We start from the raw sequence: 19,556 nt of genomic DNA, 5'->3' as shown, positions 1-19,556 counted from the left end.
ACCTATTGGTTTTTCTGCCCCAGATGATGGATTTATCGTCTGGGGAAATTTTGACAGGTGTTATTTTATATCCAGTAGATGGCCCATCTTGGCGGCTTTGGTGGCTAGGTAGCGTTCATTTTTCGGGTTACGACCGACGATCAACGGAACGCGTTCCACGATATTAATACCTGCTTCGCTTAAGATTTTGACCTTTTGTGGATTATTGGTCAGCAGGCGTACGGCACCGACATGCAATAACTTGAACATATCTGCACAGAGGGTGAAATCACGTTCGTCGGCGGCAAAACCCAACTGATGATTAGCTTCAACAGTATCCGCTCCTTTGTCTTGTAACGCATAGGCCCGAATCTTGTTTAGTAAACCGATATTACGACCTTCCTGACGATGGTAAAGCAGTATTCCGCGGCCTTCTTCAGCAATATGGTTAAGTGCTGCTTCTAACTGAAAACCACAATCACAGCGCAGACTGAATAGTGCATCTCCTGTCAGACATTCTGAATGCACTCTGGCTAAAACCGGCTCCGGACCGGAAATATCACCGTATACCAAGGCCAGATGATCCTGACCGGTCGCTATTTCTTCAAAACCGACCATCAGAAAATCACCCCAAGGTGTAGGCAATTTGGCTTCTGCCACCCGCTTTAGCTGCATGTTAATCTCCAAAAACAAAAAATACTGATGCGCATCCTACCGTTGGATGGGAACCTTAATCAGCCCAAGATCTGACTCGAATCAGATCGATGTATGTGGTTGTCGGTGCTTGATCGATGACGAAATGGCTAACGTTGTAGCAGTGTCGTTGATAGAACCGGGAGGTATTTTACGCCATAGTGGCTGCTTATGTCCTGTTTTCTGGTAAAATTGTGAAAAATATGTTGCTTTATATCCCGCTGAAAAATAGGGAGAAATGATGTACGAACTCGCCAGACGAACTGTGCTGGGTGTAATAGTATTGCTGTTGATGCCGCTAATTATCTGGGTAACTGGCTGGCAATGGAGACCTGACGTCTCTGGCTGGTGGCTACTGGTATTATTTTGGATAACGGAAACGGTCTCTTCACCGTGGGGGGTATTAACCTGCGTGGGGTTGAGTCTTTGGTTTTCGTGGTGTCTACGTTTTCGATGGGCACCGGCATTGGCGTTGATAGCCATTATGGCTATGGCCATTCTGCTGGGACAGGGCGTGAAATCTGTCATTAAAAACTGGGTCCAGGAACCGCGCCCTTTTGTTGTTTGGCTGGAAAAAAAACATCAGGTTGACAGTCACTATTTCTATTCCTTACCCGGTAATACCCGCGCTGGATTGGCAAAGGAGCCACTCAATGCCGAACCACCACCACTGTGGCTGAGCCATTACTGGCAGGGTGAACACGGGTTTGCTTTTCCTTCCGGACATACGCTGTTTGCGGCCACCTGGGCATTGATGGGGGTCGGGTTGTTATGGCCGCGCCGTCATTATGTAACGGTAACGCTATTGATGATATGGGCCATCGGGGTGATGGGCAGTCGATTGGCACTGGGGATGCATTGGCCACAGGATCTGATAATGGCAACGGTGATCAGTGGAATATTGGCGATGGTCGCGACATGGTTGAGTCAGCACTGTAATCGTTTGTCAGTCGTACCGTCCAAGAACACAGGAAACGGGTAAGGCAAGTATTTGCGGATCGCTCGGATTAACGTCTTTCTCTCTTACGACGAAAATTGATTCAGGATAACGCGCTTAATGAAATAAGCGCGTTATCCTTTATGATGTTGTGGTGATTTTCATATCGGAAACCATTAAAGCGTCAGTGTTGTGTCTTTAAACCTGTGATAAGTAAAATGTGGGAATCAGCCAGCAAATAGGGTTTTCCCTCGGTGTATATCTCTGTTTCTGCAGCAGTTGGACTGATATCTGAACGCCAGTTGTATCTCTTATCTCAACCAGACAACATTTCCCACCGCGGAGCGGAAATGCTAATTTAGTGGGGTTTATCTCCGAAATTTGGCATAATTCATGCGGTTAACGCTATATCACAGGAACAAAACGTGAAATACATGCTAATTTTTCTCCTCGTGCTGGCGATATTCATTATTTCTGTCACACTGGGCGCGCATAACGATCAGGTTATTACCTTTAATTATCTGGTTGCACAGGGCGAATATCAGCTTTCAACGTTGTTGGCGACACTGTTTGCGGTCGGGTTCATTTTGGGATGGGTGATCTGCGGTCTGTTTTATCTGCGGGTACGCATTGCGCTAGGGCGTGAACAACGTAAAGTCAAACGCCTTGAGCAGCAATTACCCATCACTGATGAAGTTAACGTGACACCGCCTGAGCAAACAACGACCCACTAAGGAATCACTCCCTATGTTAGAACTGCTGTTTCTGTTGCTGCCAGTTGCCGCCGCGTATGGCTGGTATATGGGCCGCAGAAGCGCACAGCAGGATAAACAGGATGAAGCTAACCGTCTGTCGCGGGATTATGTGACAGGCGTCAACTTTCTGTTATCCAATCAGCAGGATAAAGCGGTTGAGCTATTCCTTGATATGCTTAAGGACGATACCAATACCTTTGAAGCTCACCTTACACTGGGAAATCTGTTTCGCTCACGTGGTGAGGTTGACCGCGCCATCCGCATCCACCAGGCACTGACGGAAAGTACCGCGTTGACGTTTGAACAACGTTTGCTGGCTGTACAGCAACTGGGGCGTGATTATATGACGGCAGGGCTGTATGACCGTGCCGAAAAAATATTCAAACAATTGGTGGATGAAGAAGATTTCCGCCTCAGTGCGTTACAGCAATTACTGCAGATTTATCAGGCGACCAGTGACTGGCAGACCGCTATTGATACGGCGGAAAAACTGGTCAAATTGGGCACCGACCGATTGCGAGTAGAGATCGCCCACTTTTACTGTGAACTGGCACTGCAATTCATGGGTAATGATGATTTGAACAAAGCTATGGCGTTGTTGAAGAAAGCCATAGCATCGGATAATCAGTGTGCTCGCGCTTCTATCATGATAGGGCGTATTTATATGGCCCAGCAGCAGTTTTCCCCAGCGATAGCGGCGTTGCAACAAGTGTTGGAGCAGGATAGGGATTTTGTCAGTGAAACGTTGCCGATGCTGGAGGAGTGCTATCAGCATTTACATCAACCTCAGGATTGGTCTGCGTTTTTGAAACGGTGCGTGGAGGAAAACACTGGCGCCACCGCAGAACTGATGCTGGCGGATATTATTGAACGAGAAGACGGTACCGAAGTCGCTCAGATCTATATCAACCGCCAGATTCAGCGACACCCTACCATGCGAGGATTTCACCGGCTGATGGACTTTCATTTGCGAGAGGCAGAGGACGGAAGAGCCAAAGAGAGCCTGGTTGTATTGCGTAAGATGGTCGGTGAGCAAGTCCAGACAAAACCCCGCTATAGTTGTAACAAATGTGGATTTACATCACAGTCACTATATTGGCATTGTCCTTCCTGTCGGACGTGGGCCAGTATCAAGCCCATTCGCGGCCTTGATGGTGAATAGCCGTGGCAAATGTTTATTTATCTGATTTTAGTTACAACATACCAATAGTGCATTTACTCTTCTGGTGCTGACCATCAGGCAATAGACTGGTAATGCTTTCCAGGCGGCTGGGATTTGCTGGTCTGGACATGTAGAATGCGCGGCGGGAAAGTAGGGCTTTACTTATCAGCATGTGTAATTGAGGGAAATACTCGTGAATGTCGAAACTGTAGGGCAGAAAAAAGCATCAACCACATCACCGATTATCGTTGCGCTCGATTACGCCGATCAGCGTGCTGCCTATGATTTTGTTGATCACATCGATCCGCAAGATTGCCGCCTGAAGGTAGGCAAAGAGATGTTTACACTGTTTGGTCCACAGTTGGTCAAGGATTTGCAGCAGCGTGGTTTTGATGTTTTTCTTGACCTGAAATTTCACGATATTCCTAATACCACAGCGCGAGCCGTGGCTGCAGCTGCCGAATTGGGCGTGTGGATGGTGAACGTTCACGCCAGCGGTGGTGCTCGCATGATGGTGGCGGCTAAAGAGGCGTTGCATCCATTTGGTAGTGAGGCACCTCGGTTAATTGCCGTGACGGTACTAACCAGTATGGACACAGATGATTTACGTGGCCTTGGTATTATATTGTCGCCGGCAGAGCAAGCTGAACGACTGGCCATGCTGACTCAACAGTGTGGATTAGATGGTGTAGTGTGTTCTGCGCATGAAGCTGAGCATTTGAAACAGGTATGTGGCGCCGGATTTACGCTGGTGACGCCGGGTATCCGTCCGGCTGGTAGTCAGGCGGGCGATCAGCGGCGGATTATGACACCGGAACAGGCGTTGCAGGCTGGTGTCGATTATATGGTTATTGGACGCCCCATTACTCAGTCAGCGGATCCGGCTCAGGCATTGAAAGATATCCTGTTGTCGCTGCAAGGGAGATAATGATGAATGATGATAACAGCCGTCTGGTGTATACAACGGAAAACGGTCGCATTAAACCGGAAGACGCGCCAGTGTCACGCCCTCAGGGCGATGGTATTGTTCGTATTCAGCGCCAGACCAGTGGACGTAAAGGTAAAGGTGTCTGTGTTATCACTGGTGTCGAACTTGATGCCGCCGCACTGGAAAAACTGGCTGGCGAGCTGAAGAAACGATGTGGTTGTGGTGGTTCGGTGAAAGATGGCGCAATTGAGGTTCAGGGCGATAAACGTGATCTGTTGAAACAGTTGCTAGAAGCTAAAGGGATGAAGGTAAAATTGGCAGGAGGCTAATGGTGACCGGAACAAACTATCGATGAAGCCATGATAGTGCAGGCTCGGAAAATCGAGCCTGCACAGGGAATCACTTAGTGACTTGATGACCGACAATACCTCCTACGGCTGCGCCACCTACTGTTCCCAATACACTACCGTGGGTCAGAACTGAACCGCCGATCGCACCAGCGCCAGCGCCAATAGCTGTATTTCGATCTCGTTTGGACATATTGGAACAACCGCTCAACCCGATGGTTAGTGCTATTGCCATGGCGGCTATGACTAAACGTTGGTTCACTCTCATGATTTTCTCCCGTTGGATCCGCTTTGCGTTTTAAACAAGATTATTGCTGGCCTGAAATGAGGAAAATATTGTTATTCGTGCTTTTCCTAAAATAAAATATAAATTTTTCGCCTTATATCACCCAGGCGTCAGTATAATCATCGATATTAGCAGCAACAGGTAAAAACTCTTAATTCTGTTCATAGTACAGTCCTCATTGCTGTTGTTGTCAACGCGCGATCTGCCAGACTTGCCAGTCTGGTTATACTTCTGCTGGTGCAGCAGAACGCTGACAGATCTTTAGCTATTTAGCCCATACCGGGAGTGACGTGTCACCGAGAGAATAGAATGAAATGGCTAAAGGGAGTGGATAATGTTAGATGAAATTAAAAATCAGGTACTTGAAGCTAATTTGGCCTTACCTCGGCATCATTTGGTGACATTTACCTGGGGTAATGTCAGTGCGGTAGATCGTCAGCAAGGATTAATGGTGATTAAGCCTTCAGGCGTAGAATACGATGTGATGACAGTAAACGATATGGTGGTCGTAGAGCTAGAGACAGGGCGTATAGTTGAAGGCTCAAAAAAACCATCATCAGATACCGATACTCACCGGGTGCTTTATCTGGCCTTTGATTCGATCGGTGGAATTGTCCATACACATTCTCGCCATGCCACTATTTGGGCCCAGTCAGGACACGATCTACCGGCATGGGGAACCACGCATGCCGATTACTTCTATGGCGCCATTCCCTGTACCCGATTAATGACCGATGACGAGATTAACGGCCACTATGAGCGGGAAACCGGCCAGGTTATCGTTGAAACCTTTCACCAGCGACATCTTTCTCCCACCGATATTCCTGCTGTGTTGGTGAATTCGCACGGTCCTTTTGCCTGGGGAAGTGATGCTCATAATGCGGTGCATAATGCCGTTGTTCTGGAGGAAATTGCCTATATGGGGATATTTTCACGTCAGCTGACGCCGACTCTGGAACCGATGCAGCAAACCTTGCTGGATAAACACTACCTGCGTAAGCACGGTAAGAACGCTTACTACGGGCAATAATGTATTTTGCCTGATTTCACGAATTTACTTCACTGGAGACGTGGATATTCAAGCAATAATCAAGTGTTATAACGGATTGCTCAGAAGTTAAACAAGAAAGAACGAGTCTGGCGGTCATTGCCGGACTCGTTTTGCGTTATGGCAGTATATTTCCGGCGGCACGATAGATTTCGTACCACTCTTCACGTGTTAAGCGCAGTTCCGACGCCAGGGTAATATCTTGCAGGCGCTGAGGGTCCATGCTGCCCACAATCACCTGCATGTTGGCCGGATGGCGCAGGATCCAGGCCACGGCGACAGCGGTATTTTTCACACCATATTGCTCAGCAATGCGATCAATGGTGGCATTGAGCTGCGGGAATTTTTCATTGTCCAGAAATACGCCAGTAAAAAATCCATACTGAAAAGGTGACCAGGCTTGAATGGTCATATCATGAAGTCGGCTGTACTCCAGCACGGCACCATCATGATTCACGGATGCCGGGTTGGTCATATTGACATTGAGACCAGCATCAATCATCGGCGTATGCATGATGCTGAGTTGCAGCTGGTTGGCAATCAGTGGTTGGTGTACCGATTTTTTCAGTAGTTCAATTTGTAATGGATGCTGGTTGCTGACGCCGAAATAGCGCACTTTGCCAGTGGTTTCCAGTTCATCGAAAGCAGCAGCTACTTCATCCGGCTCGAATAACGTATCGGGGCGATGTAGTAACAGGGTATCCAGATAATCAGTGTGCAGCCGACGCAAGCTGGCGTCTACCGAAGCGACAATATGTGCTTTGGAAAAATCGAAATAGCCTTTACGAATCCCGCACTTGCTTTGGATAAATAGTGCGTCGCGTGGTATGGCTGATTTCTGCATGGCGGCGGCAAAAATTTCCTCGGATTTTCCAGCGCCATAGATGTCGGCGTGATCAAATAAATCGATCCCAATATCCCGTGCGGTGTTGAGGATAGTAACTGCCTCATCGACACTTTTACTGGCCAGGCGCATACAGCCCAACGAAATGTTGGCAGTCAGTAACGTTGAATTCCCGATAGCAATTTTTTTCATTGGTGCTCCAGTGATAAATCCAGAGAGAATTGTGCCATCAGGAGGACCCTGATGGCGCGATGAGATTAAGCTGCCGGTTTGGCGATAATGTTACGAGTATCCAAACGAACTTCAGCAATGGTCACTTCCAGTGTATCACTTTGGCGATATACCGTTTCACCTTTCACCGTCACGGTACCGGTTTCCTGGCTGCATACCAGTTCATCACGTACCGCATGAATAAATGATGCGGGAATAAATGCCGAGGCACCGTTATCCAATAAACGAACACGCAGACCACCGCGAGTTACGTCCATAATTTCTGCCAGAAAACGCACGTCAGTGCCTGCTTTTTCTTTTAAGAAACGGGCATACAGCCAGTCACTGACATCACGTTCAGCCATACGATTCAAACGACGGCGTTCTGACAACTTCACAGTAACGTCATCCTGTGGTTTTTCTGTCGGCTGACCACTAATAATTGCTTTCAGCAGGCGATGATTCACCATATCTCCGTACTTACGGATTGGCGAAGTCCAGGTGGCATAAGCTTCCAGACCAAGGCCAAAATGTGGCCCAGGCGTAGTGCTGACTTCCGCAAATGACTGAAAACGACGGATACGACTGTCAAGGAATTGTGTTGGCTGAGTATCCAGTTCACGGCGCAACGTACAAAAACCCTCCAATGTCAGCAGATGTTGCGCATCGGCATGAATACCATTATTCCCCAGCACGGTGACCGCTTGTTCCACCTTGGACGGATCAAAGCCGTTATGTACGTTGTAAATACCAAAACCAAGCTTGTCACGTAGAACCTGCGCCGCACAAACGTTAGCGGCAATCATCGCTTCTTCCACAATACGGTTGGCAATACGACGGTGTTCTACCACGATATCCAGCACTTCACCTTTGTCTCCCAACAAGAAGCGGTAGTCTGGGTGATCTTTGAATACCAGAGCATGTGTCGTGCGCCAGTGACTGCGGGCCAGGCATACGCGCTGTAGCAGACGGAGCTGATGGGCAATTGTCTCGCTGGCAGGTTGCCAGTCACCTTGTTGTTCCAGCCAATCAGAAACACTGTCGTAGGCCAGCTTGGCTTTGGACTCAATCCAGGCTGCGAAGAAGTGCATATCATCCAGCGTTCCATCGGCGGCGATAGTCATGCGGCATGCCAGTACCGGACGACGTTCTCCCGGCCGTAGTGAACAGATATCATCCGATAAATGGCGCGGGAGCATTGGGATATTGAAACCGGGCAAATAATTGGTAAACGCGCGATGACGCGCAATTGCATCCAGTTCACTGCCAGCAGGGACATAGGCGGTAGGGTCGGCAATAGCTACCGTCAGTTGCAGTGAACCATCATCGTTATCCTGTACGAACAAGGCATCGTCCATATCTTCCGTACTGGCACTGTCGATAGTGACAAAATCCAGCGCGGTTAAGTCTTCTCGCTGCAAATCCCCATCATCCAGTGCGGCAGTATCGGCCTCGGGCGCAGTACGCTCCAGATCGTGACGTGACAATGTCACCCACCATGGAACCAGAGGATCCTCACTGTTAGTAATGTACTGCGTTAGTTCAGCGTGGAAGTTGCGATCACCTTTCAGCGGGTGCCGGCGCATTTCCGCTACAGCCCAGTCACCCTCTTGAAAGTCATGCGTCAACGCGTGTGCGGTGTGGCAAGAGATGGATTCTTTCAGTAAAGGATGATCAGGAATAATAGCCAGACGATCGTCTTTCTTCTGAACACGCCCGACAAAACGGGTCAGGAACGGCTCAACTAACGATTCCGGTTCGACGCTTTCTCGCTCTTTTTCCGTATGCACTGTGGCGACAATACGGTCACCGTGCATGACTTTCTTCATTTGCGGTGGCGGAATGAAGTAACTCTTTTGAGCGTCGGCTTCAAGAAAGCCGAATCCCTTATCGGTAGCTTTAACGACGCCTTCTACCCGTGGCGTTTGGGAATGGAGTTGCTGTTTAAGCTGAGCAAGCAGCGGATTATCTTGAAACATAGCGTCCAGGAATGCGGTTATAAGTGGCTTTAGCGGCGAATAGTTTTACGCGAATCAGTCGCTGGCGGCAAGCGCTGATCAGGTAATGCAGGGAATATCCGGCTCGGGCCTTGTGCAATCTGAGTATCTCCCATTCGAGTGCAGTTAGGCAATCCGGGATTCAGGCTGTTCCGCGCTGGGCGTAATCCGTACTGGAATTGACTTGGATGTCGGCGTAAAGGTTTCGTCACCATAGCTGGAAAGCGGCACCAGCGGATTGGTTTCTGGATAGTAAGCCGCCAGGTTGCCGGGGGGAATATTATAACCCACTAGCCGGAATCCAGTTACTTTGCGTAAGATACCATCATGCCATAAGGTTTCAATATCCACCTGATCACCCTCCTCCAGCCCCAATCCGGCAATATCTTCCGGGTGCATAAATAGCACTTCGCGTTGGCCGTATACTCCGCGGTAGCGATCATCCAGTCCGTAGATAGTGGTGTTGTATTGATCATGCGAACGAAGTGTTTGCAACGTGAACGGTGTGGAGCCATCGCCTTTGGGAACCACACTGACTGGTAGCGGGGCACTGCTGAAGCGGGCTTTACCGGTTGGCGTGTGAAAATGGTATTCAGCTGCCGCATTGCCCAGCCAAAATCCCCCGGGCTCGGCACAACGTTGATTGAAGTCGTTGAATCCTGGTAACGTGGCAGCGATATGATCGCGTATTAGACTATAGTCTGCCGCCAGCGCCAGCCAATCAACGTGATCGTTGCCTAATGTCGCTTGGGCAATACCGGCGACGATAGCGATTTCGGAACGTTGCTCCGGCGACAGTGGCTGGCCGACGCCTTCGGAAGCGTGCACCATACTGAAAGAGTCTTCCACCGTGATGAATTGTGATCCGCTGGCCTGTATGTCCTGATCGGTACGACCGAGCGTGGGTAGAATTAATGTATCTTCTTGCGCGGTGACCAGATGGCTGCGGTTAAGTTTGGTACTGATATGAACAGTGAGATGACAGCGGCTGATGGCGTCAGCTGTACGTTCGGTATCTGGTGCTGCGGCGGCCAGATTGCCTCCCAGGGTGATTAGCACTTTGACTTCATCACGTAGCATGGCCTCGATGGCTTGTACCGTATTGTGGCCGTGACCACGCGGCGGGGTGAAGTGAAAATGATCGGACAGACTATCGAGCAAAGCAGTGGACGGTTTCTCGTCAATACCCATTGTGCGATTGCCTTGTACGTTGCTATGACCACGCACTGGACATAGCCCCGCGCCCGGTTTTCCCAATTGCCCAAACAGTAGTTGCAGATTAACGATTTCCCGAACTGTCGCCACTGAATGTTTATGCTGAGTAATACCCATTGCCCAGGTACAAATCACCCGTTTTGATCGCTGATAAATAGCGGCAACATAGCGGATCTGTGTTTCACTCAGTCCTGATTGCTGTTCGATTTGTGGCCAGCTGGTGGCATCCACCATCGTCAACCAAGCGTCGATCCCGTCGGTGTGCTGGTCGATAAATACCTGATCAAACAATCCTGTTTCACCGATGGTCAGACGTTGTCGATGTGTTTCCAGCAACGCCTTCGCCATGCCACGCACCGCAGCCATGTCGCCGCCAAGATTGGGTTGCAGATAGGTTTCGCTGATGGTGCCAGACAACGGTGTTAGCAATTCCAGCGGATTTTGTGGATTGGCGAAGCGTTCCAGACCGCGTTCACGCAAAGTGTTGAACGCCACAATATGGGCACCGCGGTCGGCGGCATGCCGCAGACTGTGCAACATCCGTGGATGGTTGGTGCCGGGGTTTTGCCCGAACACAAAAATGGCATCGGCGAGTTCAAAGTCCTGCAAGCGGACAGTACCTTTACCTACGCCAATACTCTGTTTTAGCCCGGTGCCACTGGCTTCATGGCACATGTTGGAACAGTCCGGAAAATTGTTGGTGCCCACCATGCGGCCGAATAATTGATAGAGGAACGAAGCTTCATTGCTGGCACGACCTGACGTATACAATTCTAGTTGATCTGGATGCGCCAGCTCATGGATGTGGCGGGAAATAATGGCAAACGCATCGTCCCAACTGATCGGTACATAGTGATCATGCTGACGGTCATAACGCATCGGATGTGTCAGTCGTCCCTGATACTCGAGAAAATAGTCACTCTGGCGGCGTAGAGCACTGACGCTGTGGGCGACAAAAAAATCTGGGCCAACAGTTTTGCGAGTGGCTTCCCAACTAACGGCTTTGGCCCCATTTTCGCAAAAGCTAAACGTACTGCTGTTATCGTCACCCCAGGCGCAGCCAGGGCAGTCAAATCCTTTGCTTTTATTGACTCGCATCAAATGGCGGATATTTTTCAGCGCTTGCTTGCTATCCAGTACAAAACGGGTAGTGGCTTCTAGAGAGCCCCAGCCACCCGCAGCAGCGTGGTATGGCTTGATAGATGATTTAAATTTCATGATTTACTATGCAGGTGATGATGTTTCGGATATGTAGCGTTTTCTTTAATGCTTTGTTCGCTAACTGAGAAGTTTAGGTGCTGCACAAGATGCTGTCTAATCGAAGGGGATAATAGCGGGATAGATAAAGCTTATCATCGCCGAAGGACGCCATGTGACGTGATATAGTAGTTTTTCCATGCGGAAAAGAGCAATGCTATGGATATCAAGCAACTGATTTATCTGTGTAATTTGGAAAAAGAACGTCATTTTGGCCGTGCTGCCGAAGCCAGTTTTGTCAGTCAGCCGACACTGTCGATGCGATTGAAAAATCTGGAGCAGGAACTGGGGCTGGCGCTTATCAACCGAGGTAATAATTTTGAAGGTTTTACCGCAGAAGGTGAACGGGTATTGGCCTGGGCTCGGGAGATGGTGTCAGTGTATCAGGGACTCAAGTTGGAAGTAGGATCACTGAAACGTGGGACTAGCGGTCTGTTGCGTATCGGAGTGGTACCGCAATGCAGCCTGGCGTTGCCTGAATTGTTAGCTGCCGTCAGTGCCGATTACCCACATATGGATTATCAGGTTTCGTTGTTCAGTGCTGACCCATTGCTGGAAGCGCTTAATGCACATGCTGTGGATGTCGGTATCGGCTTTTTTGAGCCGACTGTATTGCGAGAGCTAAATTTTCAAACCGCCTCTTTGACCGAGCAGCGAGTAGCAATGTTGTATCATCCACAGCATTTTCCACAGCTTGTAAGTGACAGTGTAATGGCATTGACGGAGATTGCCGAATTGCCGCTTTGCCTGGCAGAGCCCAGCCGCTATTTTCGACGTTATCTGGATAACCAATTCCGCGAAGCCGGTATTGCGCCGCGGGTACGAATGGAGAGTTCATCTGTGCTGCAACTGATCCAGGGTGTGTTTGTCGGGCTGGGTTGTGGCATTGTGCCTGCCGGTAGTTTGATCCCGGCGATGATGTCAGAACTGATGTGGCGTGAATTGGCGCTGCCGCCGATGCCACGTCACGGAGCGGTAGTGATGGCTGCAAGCGGGCGGGCGACAATGCTGGCTCAGCATTTCTTTGATGTGGCGCGAGATTGGTTGTTGAACAGAGATCGGTAAATGGAATGGAAAGCAGAGAGAGGATATCAAGGTCAAACTGATCAGTGGGTTTGATGACAAAGTCTATATAGCGGCGATAATGAGAAGATCGGAAAGGCGCTGCAAGTACCTCCCTGTAAGCTCAAGCCGCGCTATTCCCTGGCGCGGATGCTTTACTCTTCTTCCTTATTATCACCGTTTTGACGCTATACATAGGTTTGCCAACGGTCTGAAGTGAGCCTTGCGGCTCACTTATTACCAGATTAATTATCCAGTTCCAGCTCATTCATGGAAGCGATATTGAAACCGCCATCAACGTGTAGTATTTCACCGGAGATACCGGCCGCCAGGTCAGAACACATGAAAGCAGCCGCGTTGCCTACATCTTCAATGGTGACTACACGGCGAATAGGCGTAACGGCTTCGCAGTGTGACAGCATTTTTTTGAAGTTTTTGATGCCGGAAGCAGCCAGTGTGCGAATCGGGCCAGCGGAAATAGCATTGACGCGCACGCCTTGTGCACCCATAGCATTCGCCATATAGCGGACGTTGGCTTCCAGGGAAGCTTTGGCCAGCCCCATCACGTTATAGTTCGGGATGGCGCGTTCTGCACCCAGATAGGAAAGTGTAATCAGTGCAGCGTGCGGGTTCAGCATGCTGCGGCAGGCTTTCGCCATGGCAACAAAACTGTAGGAACTGATGTCATGCGCGATAGAGAAACCTTCGCGAGTAACGGCGTTAACATAGTCTCCGTCCAGTTGGTCGCCTGGGGCATAACCAATAGAATGAACGAAACCGTCGAAATTTGGCCATACTTTTGCCAGTTCAACGAACAGTGCTTCAATGCTGGCATCTTCCGCAACATCACATGGCAGAATGATGCTGGAACCCAGTTCTTGGGCAAACTCTTCTACACGAGATTTCAGCCTGTCGTTCTGATAAGTGAACGCCAGTTCTGCTCCTTCTCGGTGCATCGCCTGTGCGATACCGAATGCAATGGAGCGGTTACTGGCAACACCAGTTACCAGAATGCGCTTGCCGTTAAGAAAACCCATAGCAGTATCCTTGTGATCATTGTTGCTGCGGTCATCACCAATAAAAATAGTTAGTTATTGATGGTCGCGGTGAATAAACCGGATGATTCTATCATGTATGACACACAGAGGGGTACTCCGAGCAGTCAATGCGGTTGGTCACCTGCGGAGAGTATTTCTCTGTTGGTTATCGCGTCGATTGAATCAAAAGTTTCCGTTGTCGCGTCGCCAGGCATCAGCACTCAGTGCCTCACCAAAATGGCTGGCTATCAGCCGTTTGGTCAAATCATGCAGTGGGGCTGCCAATACGTCGGCGGTACTGCCGCGTTCGACCACTTCTCCGTCGTGCATTACCAGCATTTGGTCACTGATATGTTTCATCATGCCCAGATGCTGGGTAACATAAATATAGGACAGTCCGTGTTTTTCCTGAAGCTCCAGCATCAGATTGATAATCTGTGATCGCATGGACATATCCAGAGAGGCCAATGCTTCATCGGCCACAATCACCTTGGGCTGCAAAATCAACGCCCGAGCCAGTCCGACGCGCTGTTTCTGCCCCGGAGCTAACGCGTGCGGATAGTAGTAGGCATGGTCTGGCCGTAGCCCGACTTGCCGTAACGCCACATTGATGGCTTTTTCCCGATCTTCAGCACTCAAACTGGTGTTCAGACGTAAGGGGAGATCCAGCAATTGGCCAATACGCTGGCGTGGATTCAGTGCATTGGCAGCATCCTGAAAAATCATGCGAATACGTTGGCTGCGGTAGCGATAATCACCATAATGAAGTTGATGATCGTCGATCAGCAGTTGTCCGGACGTGGGGGCTATCACCCCTGCCAACATTTTTGCCAGCGTCGACTTACCTGAGCCATTTTCACCGATGATGGCCAATGTTTGCCGCTCTTTCAGCGTAAAGCTCACCGATTTCACTGCTTCTATGTGATGGCGTTGGAACAAGCCAGTACGATAGCGAAATGTTTTGGTCAGGTTTCTGGCTTCCAGCAGTGTTTCTACCATCAGGATTCCTCCATGTTGAGCGGAAAGTGGCAGGCATACAGATGGTTTTTCATTGACACCAACGGTGGGGTTGTCATGCATTGCTTCTGGGAATAAGGGCAGCGAGGGCCGAGTCGACAGCCCACAGGTAAATGTTCCAGCGATGGTATAGCCCCTGGTAGTGCATTTAACCGGCTCTTGTGTGGCAGAGAGCGGCCAAAATCAGGCATGGCGCGAATCAGTGCCTGGGTATACGGATGATGTGGTGTTGTAATCAAGTCTTCACCGGTGGCGCTTTCTACTGTTTGGCCGCAATACAGCACATTAATGCGATCTGCCCATTTGCTCATGGTTTGCAGATCATGGCTGATAAGCAGAATCGTCGTATTGTTATTTTTATTTAGCCGGGACAGTAAACGGAAAATCTGTGCCTGAGTGGTGGCTTCCATCGCATTGGTAGGTTCATCAGCGATTAACAAACGAGGCTGGTTAGCCAGTGCAATAGCGATCATTACTTTCTGGCACTCTCCATCCGTTAGCTCATAAGGATAGCTGCGCATAATGTCTTTATGGTCTTTGAAACCGACCCGATGAAGCAATTCTATGGCGCGACGTTTGCGCCAGTTAATGCGTTGCCACCAGCGGCCTTTGTAAGTCCACCCGGGGATGACCTGCATTAGTTGGCGGCCAATACTGGCGGAAGGATCGAGACAGGATTGTGGCTCCTGAAAGATCATGGAAACGTTGTGTCCGACCAGTTTGCGCCGCTGCCGCGTGGATAACTGTAACAGGTCGATATCGTCAAAACGAAAACGGTCGGCGCTGATGCGCCAGTTATCTTTGCTGATGCCGCAAATTGCTTTGGCGATCAGGCTTTTTCCTGAGCCGGATTCTCCTACCAACCCACGCACTTCGCCTTCGGTCAGGCTAATGCTCACTCGGTCTACTGCTTTGACCGGGCCTTCGGCGGTGAGTAATTCAATGGTCAGATTACGAATATCCAGTAATGGCATAACCTTTCTTCACCCTTACTCAGTTTGAGTCATCAGAGCACGGCGTACACCGTCGCCCAACAGATTGACAATCAGTACGCTGAAGGTAATCGCGGTCCCGGGCAGCATGACTGTCCAGGGAGCAACATAGACTAGTTCTAGCGAGTTCCCCAGCAAGGTACCCCATTCTGTCGTAGGGAGTTGGGCTCCCAGATTCAGGAAACCTAGGGCGGCAATATCCAGAATGGAGACAGAGAGGGCACGGGTAAACTCTGTTACCAGCAGCGCCAGAATATTGGGCAGTATCGCATACCAGATGATGTAAATTATTGAGGCACCATCCAAACGGGCGGCCATAATATACTCTTTTTCCAGTTCTTCATGCACAGCCGTGTATATGGTGCGCACCATTCGCGGCAGCAGTGCCAGGCCTATCGCCAGCATGGCGTGTCCCAATTGTGGACCGATGAAAGCGATCACAACAATGGCCAGCAACAGGGAAGGGATAGAGAGCAGGGCATCGAGAATATGGTTCAGTACGGCGGAGCGTAACCCGTGGGTAACGCCTGCCAATACGCCTATCAGTACGCCACACAGTGCAGCGGTAACGGTAACCACCAATGCGGAACCAAAGGTTGGTGCGGTACCACTCATCAAACGGCTCAACAGGTCGCGCCCCAGATCGTCGGTGCCGAGGAAAAAGGAAACTTCACCATAACGTGACCAGGAAGGGGGCAGTAGCTGGTAGCCCAAAAATTGCTGATCGACGGCATAAGGTGCCAGTGCGCTGCCGAATAAGCATAAGGCGATCAAAAACAGGAAGCCATAAAGGCCCAACATGCCCAAGATATCCTGATAAAACGCTTGCCAGGTATCACGCCAACGGCTGGGTAGATTCTTTTCACTATAGACATTATCGAAGGGCATACCATTCCTTATGTTTCAACGGGTTTGCCATTGCACCCCAGATGTCAGATAACACATTAATAGAAATGACCACCGTGCCGATGACCATTACGCCCGCCGAGATTGCCGAGTAATCCTGTTGGCGGATAGCGTTCACCAGCCAGCGGCCCAGTCCTGGCCAGCTGAATACTACTTCAGTGATCATCGCCAGCGTTAACATGGTGGAAAACTGTAATCCCAGTTTGGGAATAATAGGTGGAAGGGCGTTATGCAGTAGGTGACGGCGGATTACGGTTGAGCGTGACAGCCCGCGGGTTAAGGCGGCTTTGATGTAGTTCTTGCTGCCAATCTCGGCCGTACTGAGGCGCAATAGTCGGATAACTTCGGTCGTTGGTCCAACCGAGAGCACAATGACGGGCAAAATCAGATGACGGATGGCACTGAGTAACATTTCATCCCGGTACGGTGAGTCTGACAGCCAGGCATCAATTAAGGCGAATCCGGTGACGGGGGGAACCTGATACAACAGATCAAAACGTCCAGATACTGGCAACCAACCGAGATGGAGTGAAAAAAACAGCGTCATCAACAGAGCCAGCCAGAAGACCGGCAGCGAGAAACCGAGCAAGGCCAATCCACTGATAAATTTATCCATCCCCTTGTTTTGCATCACACCGGCGGTAATCCCTAACGGAATCCCTACCAACAATGATAATGAGAACGACAGGACACATAATTCAATCGTGGCAGGGAATACTTCTCTCAGTTGTTCGTTGATGGGTTGACCATTAATACTGGAAAGTCCGAAATCACCCTGTAACAGGCTGACAAAATAGAAATGATAGGCATCTAACAGAGCCGCACCACTCAGCGGAGCATGGGGGGTAAAATAAACCAGGCTAAAGCTGATCAGCGAAAGCAGAAACAGTGTCACCAACAGCAGTAGCAAACGGCGCAACGCATAGATGATCATGGTTTTTCCTCTTTAGCTGGCATCTGTGAAGAAGGATCCACGGATGTTGCATCCGGTTTTTCCTGATGTCCGTCATCTCGGTAAACTCCGGCGAATGAGGAGTTGCCAAATGGGCTAAGTATTAACCCTTTCATATCAGCACGGTAAGCCTGCATGCGGAGCGATGATGCTAACGGCAACACAGGTAACTGTTCGGAAAGAATGTGCTGAGCTTGCTGGTAGTACTCAATGCGTAGGGATAGCTGTTGTGAAGAGCGTGCATCCTGCAACAACGTATCGAAATTCTGATCACACCAGTGAGCATAATTGGTCTGTGAAGGAATGGCGGCGCAACTTAGCAAGGGACGGAACACACTGTCTGGGTCATTACTGTCGGTGGCCCAACCCGCCAGTGTCAGATCATGGTCCATCTCCATCAGGCGGGCTTCCTGGAAACGACCTTCAACGGGAACTATCGTGACTTTAATTCCCACTTGCGCCAGATCGGCCTGAATCAACTCGGCAGTTTTTATTGGGCTGGGATTATAGGACTGAGAGGCCATGGGTACCCATAAGCGCAGACTTAGATTGGTAATCCCTAGTTTCTTCAACAACTGACGGGATTTTACAGGATTATATTCTGTCACCTGCGATGAGTTATCGTAGGCCCATGACGCTCGAGGCAGGATAGAGGCGGCAGTTTCCGCAGTGCCGTAGTAAATGGATTGCATCAGCCGGTCATTATTAATCGCTAGGGCAATAGCATGCCGAACATCAACATTATCCAGTGGTGGTTTCTGCACATTAAACGCCAGATAGGCGACATTCATGCCGGGTCGCAGAGACAGACGTAAGCGGGGGTCGTTACGCAGGATGGATAATTGGCTGGCAGCCGGATAAGCTAATACATCGCATTCACCGGTCAGAAGCTTTGATAGTCGTCCGGTGCCGCCGGAACCGAGATCAATAACCACCTGAGCCATACGTGGTTTCCCACGCCAATATTCATCGTTACGTTTCAGGCGGATATATTGACCGTAACGGTATTCGTCCAGCATATAAGGCCCAGTGCCTACCGGTAGACGATCGATCTGCTCTTTTTTGTCTTGCTGCGCCAGTTTCTGCGCATACTCAGCCGAAAGCACTGGCGCATAATGTGTCGCCAGATGCCACAGGAACGATGAGTCTGGATGATTTAGCCGGAATTCTACGCTGTACTCACCCAATTTTCGGATGCTCTGTACCATGCTGGAAAACTGCAAACTATCGAAATAGGGATATTCACCGCCATTGATGTCATGGAACGGGTTATTTTTATCCAGCATGCGTTGAAAGCTGAACATCACATCATCTGCGTTCATCATGCGTGTTGGGGTAAACCAACGGGTTTTCTGAAACGGAACATCCCGCCGCAGCCAAAATCGGTAGGTTGCGCCATTATCTGACACTTCCCAGCGTTGGGCCAATTCAGGCATCAAGCGATAGGTATAGGGATCGACCCCCAGCAGACGATCATACAGCTGGGCTGCCAGGGTATCGACCATTAATCCACTGCGCGCCATTTGTGGGTTAAAGGTGTTTAGAACATCATTGACGCAATAAACAAACCCACTGTGTCGGATATCTTCCAATGGTGTCGTTGGGCCAACTGGGGGTGGTAACGGTACGGCCAGCGCGGGCAACGACAGACAGAACAGCACCAATACGAGAGTTATTTTTCCGGACATACAGGCATTTTCACACATTATGTAATACACAGAGTGTATCGCACTCTGCGCCTCCTCCCAATCTGTTGTGCTTATCTGGCCTTTTTTCCATCAGAATTGCTGCATAACTCATCATTAAGTACGACAATTTGACAGTATGTGTAACTCAATGATTAACCCGCCGCATCCAGCCATTGTTGGTTTTTATCGTTCCTGCCGGTTTAGCATGTTCTGTCGCGTACCGTCGATTTTTTATCAAACGTTA

18 protein-coding genes are annotated in these 19,556 nt (G+C 49.7%); 7 read left to right on the top strand and 11 right to left on the bottom strand.

Annotated features, from left to right (window positions below; genetic code table 11):
• Window positions 1-60: 60 nt before the first annotated feature.
• Window positions 61-654, bottom strand: coding sequence for a GTP cyclohydrolase II (gene ribA, locus PCO85_12205; GenBank protein WJV52025.1), 594 nt, complete (start codon window positions 652-654; stop codon window positions 61-63).
• 259 nt (window positions 655-913) lie between these two features.
• On the opposite strand from ribA, the gene pgpB reads away from it, so the two are divergent.
• The 5 genes from pgpB to yciH all read left to right on the top strand — a co-directional run bounded on the left by pgpB (window position 914) and on the right by yciH (window position 4,783).
• Complete coding sequence (gene pgpB, locus PCO85_12200; protein ID WJV56073.1) at window positions 914-1,654, top strand: phosphatidylglycerophosphatase B; 741 nt, start codon at window positions 914-916, stop codon at window positions 1,652-1,654.
• A 380-nt stretch (window positions 1,655-2,034) separates the two neighbouring features.
• Window positions 2,035-2,343: a LapA family protein gene (locus PCO85_12195; protein ID WJV52024.1), complete on the top strand. Its 309-nt coding sequence runs from the start codon at window positions 2,035-2,037 to the stop codon at window positions 2,341-2,343.
• 13 nt (window positions 2,344-2,356) lie between these two features.
• Window positions 2,357-3,526 (top strand): lipopolysaccharide assembly protein LapB, encoded by a 1,170-nt coding sequence (gene lapB, locus PCO85_12190; protein ID WJV52023.1) that lies wholly within the window; start codon window positions 2,357-2,359, stop codon window positions 3,524-3,526.
• A gap of 193 nt (window positions 3,527-3,719) precedes the next feature.
• Complete coding sequence (pyrF, locus tag PCO85_12185; protein WJV52022.1) at window positions 3,720-4,454, top strand: orotidine-5'-phosphate decarboxylase; 735 nt, start codon at window positions 3,720-3,722, stop codon at window positions 4,452-4,454.
• Window positions 4,455-4,456: 2 nt separating this feature from the next.
• Window positions 4,457-4,783, top strand: a complete 327-nt coding sequence (gene yciH / locus PCO85_12180; protein WJV56072.1) for a stress response translation initiation inhibitor YciH — start codon at window positions 4,457-4,459, stop codon at window positions 4,781-4,783.
• Window positions 4,784-4,853: 70 nt separating this feature from the next.
• Here yciH and osmB read toward each other — a convergent pair whose 3' ends face one another.
• Window positions 4,854-5,072, bottom strand: a complete 219-nt coding sequence (osmB, locus tag PCO85_12175; GenBank protein WJV56071.1) for an osmotically-inducible lipoprotein OsmB — start codon at window positions 5,070-5,072, stop codon at window positions 4,854-4,856.
• Between the two features lie 349 nt (window positions 5,073-5,421).
• Between osmB and araD the strand changes: the two genes are divergently transcribed.
• The gene (gene araD, locus PCO85_12170) at window positions 5,422-6,117 is read left to right on the top strand and encodes an L-ribulose-5-phosphate 4-epimerase (protein WJV52021.1); all 696 of its coding nucleotides are present in this window, start codon (window positions 5,422-5,424) and stop codon (window positions 6,115-6,117) included.
• A gap of 136 nt (window positions 6,118-6,253) precedes the next feature.
• Here araD and PCO85_12165 read toward each other — a convergent pair whose 3' ends face one another.
• From PCO85_12165 to PCO85_12155, 3 genes are all read right to left on the bottom strand, one after another.
• Complete coding sequence (locus PCO85_12165; GenBank protein WJV52020.1) at window positions 6,254-7,171, bottom strand: aldo/keto reductase; 918 nt, start codon at window positions 7,169-7,171, stop codon at window positions 6,254-6,256.
• A 65-nt stretch (window positions 7,172-7,236) separates the two neighbouring features.
• Window positions 7,237-9,168, bottom strand: a complete 1,932-nt coding sequence (locus PCO85_12160; protein WJV52019.1) for an exoribonuclease II — start codon at window positions 9,166-9,168, stop codon at window positions 7,237-7,239.
• Between the two features lie 144 nt (window positions 9,169-9,312).
• Window positions 9,313-11,619 (bottom strand): FdhF/YdeP family oxidoreductase, encoded by a 2,307-nt coding sequence (locus tag PCO85_12155; GenBank protein WJV52018.1) that lies wholly within the window; start codon window positions 11,617-11,619, stop codon window positions 9,313-9,315.
• Window positions 11,620-11,817: 198 nt separating this feature from the next.
• Here PCO85_12155 and PCO85_12150 point away from each other — a divergent pair, with 198 nt between their 5' ends.
• Window positions 11,818-12,723 (top strand): LysR family transcriptional regulator, encoded by a 906-nt coding sequence (locus PCO85_12150; protein ID WJV52017.1) that lies wholly within the window; start codon window positions 11,818-11,820, stop codon window positions 12,721-12,723.
• Between the two features lie 242 nt (window positions 12,724-12,965).
• Here the strand turns inward: PCO85_12150 and fabI are convergent, their stop codons facing one another.
• From fabI to sapA, 6 genes are all read right to left on the bottom strand, one after another.
• Window positions 12,966-13,757, bottom strand: a complete 792-nt coding sequence (gene fabI, locus PCO85_12145; protein ID WJV52016.1) for an enoyl-ACP reductase FabI — start codon at window positions 13,755-13,757, stop codon at window positions 12,966-12,968.
• 183 nt (window positions 13,758-13,940) lie between these two features.
• The gene (gene sapF / locus PCO85_12140; GenBank protein WJV52015.1) at window positions 13,941-14,756 is read right to left on the bottom strand and encodes a putrescine export ABC transporter ATP-binding protein SapF; all 816 of its coding nucleotides are present in this window, start codon (window positions 14,754-14,756) and stop codon (window positions 13,941-13,943) included.
• Entirely contained in the window at window positions 14,756-15,748 is a 993-nt protein-coding gene (sapD, locus tag PCO85_12135) for a putrescine export ABC transporter ATP-binding protein SapD (protein ID WJV52014.1), read from the bottom strand. The genes sapF and sapD overlap by 1 nt, the downstream gene beginning before the upstream one ends.
• 15 nt (window positions 15,749-15,763) lie before the next feature.
• Window positions 15,764-16,654, bottom strand: coding sequence for a putrescine export ABC transporter permease SapC (gene sapC / locus PCO85_12130; protein ID WJV52013.1), 891 nt, complete (start codon window positions 16,652-16,654; stop codon window positions 15,764-15,766).
• Window positions 16,641-17,606: a putrescine export ABC transporter permease SapB gene (sapB, locus tag PCO85_12125; GenBank protein WJV52012.1), complete on the bottom strand. Its 966-nt coding sequence runs from the start codon at window positions 17,604-17,606 to the stop codon at window positions 16,641-16,643. The genes sapC and sapB overlap by 14 nt, the downstream gene beginning before the upstream one ends.
• Window positions 17,603-19,312: an ABC transporter substrate-binding protein SapA gene (sapA, locus tag PCO85_12120; protein ID WJV52011.1), complete on the bottom strand. Its 1,710-nt coding sequence runs from the start codon at window positions 19,310-19,312 to the stop codon at window positions 17,603-17,605. Before sapA ends, sapB begins: the two co-directional genes overlap by 4 nt.
• Window positions 19,313-19,556: the final 244 nt, after the last annotated feature.

The sequence above is a fragment of the Prodigiosinella aquatilis genome (assembly GCA_030388725.1).
GTDB classification, from domain to species: Bacteria; Pseudomonadota; Gammaproteobacteria; order Enterobacterales; family Enterobacteriaceae; genus Prodigiosinella; species Prodigiosinella aquatilis.
Note: the sequence above shows the minus strand (reverse complement) of the source record. Positions and strands in the feature narration are given on the sequence as shown.